This is a genomic window from Klebsiella sp. 18074 (assembly GCF_902705905.1).
In the GTDB taxonomy this organism is placed as follows: Bacteria; Pseudomonadota; Gammaproteobacteria; order Enterobacterales; family Enterobacteriaceae; genus Klebsiella; species Klebsiella terrigena.
In genome coordinates, this window is record NZ_CACSIS010000095.1 from 1 (window position 1) to 725 (window position 725).

The 725-nt window shown below is 48.0% G+C and carries 2 tRNA genes and 1 rRNA gene; all 3 read right to left on the reverse strand.

The features are described from left to right. Window positions 1–268 precede the first annotated feature (268 nt). Window positions 269–344 (reverse strand) — tRNA-Ala (locus GVK32_RS28680). Window positions 345–454: 110 nt separating this feature from the next. After that, window positions 455–531, reverse strand: a tRNA-Ile gene (locus tag GVK32_RS28685). A 70-nt stretch (window positions 532–601) separates the two neighbouring features. Continuing rightward, a 16S ribosomal RNA gene (locus GVK32_RS28690) occupies window positions 602–725 on the reverse strand; the annotation flags it as partial.

Here is a 725-nt window from a genome sequence, read left to right on the forward strand (position 1 = left end):
GCACGTCCTTCATCGCCTCTGACTGCCAGGGCATCCACCGTGTACGCTTAGTCGCTTAACCTCACAACCCGAAGCTGTTTCGTAAAACAGGTCGTGTTGTGAAAATTTGAGAGACTCGAACACACCGCTTTTCCTTTCTTATTACGGAGAAAGGAAACAGTGTGTCGTTTCAATTTTCAGCTTGATCCAGATTTTTAAAGAGCAAAACTTCGCAGTGCACCTTTTTCAGGAACACTCTGAAGTTTTCTTATTTTGTGCAGTAAAAGGATGGTGGAGCTATGCGGGATCGAACCGCAGACCTCCTGCGTGCAAGGCAGGCGCTCTCCCAGCTGAGCTATAACCCCATCGTAATACTAATCTCTTGTACCGGTAATTCAGACTGAGACAAGGCGTGGGAGGACGAAGCATACTGAAGTATGCGAGTCGTTTCACAACGCAGTATTCAGGATGAATTTGGTAGGCCTGAGTGGACTTGAACCACCGACCTCACCCTTATCAGGGGTGCGCTCTAACCACCTGAGCTACAAGCCTGCAGAGATTTTTTACTGCTTATTTTTCATCAGACAATCTGTGTGGACACTACAAAGGCAGGTTCTTCAGGTAAGGAGGTGATCCAACCGCAGGTTCCCCTACGGTTACCTTGTTACGACTTCACCCCAGTCATGAATCACAAAGTGGTAAGCGCCCTCCCGAAGGTTAAGCTACCTACTTCTTTTGCAACCCAC